The organism is Erwinia sp. MYb416 (assembly GCF_037479575.1).
GTDB lineage: Bacteria > Pseudomonadota > Gammaproteobacteria > Enterobacterales > Enterobacteriaceae > Erwinia > Erwinia rhapontici.
In genome coordinates, this window is record NZ_JBBGYT010000132.1 from 1 (window position 1) to 751 (window position 751).

Here is a 751-nt window from a genome sequence, read left to right on the forward strand (position 1 = left end):
TCCCTAAACCCCTCACCGCCCTGAACAGCCAGTCTTTTATCGCAGGCACTGCAGCTGCAGCGGCTGAAAAGCTGATCGTCGAAGATGCGAGATCACCGCCATTGTTTTCACACGCAGAGGGGGCATTGAACGCCCCGCAGTTGGCTTTTGACGTTGGGTTTTACTTCTCTTGTTTAATAAGAAACAAATCAGATTTCGAAAACAGTATAAAAACCCCCTTTAAACCCGCGCCGTTGCTGGATTCTTGGCTCTTAAAAAAGTCTAAAAAAGGTTGAATGGGAGGGGGTTTTTTGAGGTCTTAGCGGTTTTCTTTTGTGTGCCACACATCGAGGATATAGATGTTATTTTGAGCAGTATCTATCTCAAAGTGCATTTCATACACCTTTATGACAATCACGCGGTAGACCTGGCGAGGCAAGTAGTCCTTTAACTGTCTGCCTTTGATGATCGGCAAGGCGAGGTCAATATCTATTGATTCATTGAGAAGAGAGTTAATGATTCTATTCGCTCGCCGTGGGCCTCCGGCTCTACTGTTAAGCTCAAATCTATGAATCCTTGCCAGATCCCCTCTGGCTTTAGCAGTCCATGAGACATTCATCTTATCTTGCCGCTGTTTTCAGTTGTCTAACAAAGCTCGTCATCTCTTCGATGCTAAACGTGTTCCCTGCGTCTACGTCTGCGAGTCCTTTCAGGATGGCTTCGCGGCGGCGTTCGTGATTGTGTATGAAGCTGTCCAGAGCCTCTCTGATGA

General features: G+C 46.9%; 2 protein-coding genes. One reads left to right on the forward strand and one right to left on the reverse strand.

Translation table 11 applies throughout. The annotated features are described in order from the left end of the window. Positions 1 to 275 (forward strand): hypothetical protein (locus WH277_RS01250; protein ID WP_339503906.1); only part of this gene is annotated, 275 nt, incomplete at its 5' end. Positions 276 to 298: 23 nt separating this feature from the next. Here WH277_RS01250 and WH277_RS01255 read toward each other — a convergent pair. Beyond that, a complete protein-coding gene (locus tag WH277_RS01255; RefSeq protein WP_339503908.1) occupies positions 299 to 598 on the reverse strand; it encodes a type II toxin-antitoxin system RelE/ParE family toxin in 300 nt (99 codons plus the stop codon). Positions 599 to 751 lie beyond the last annotated feature (153 nt).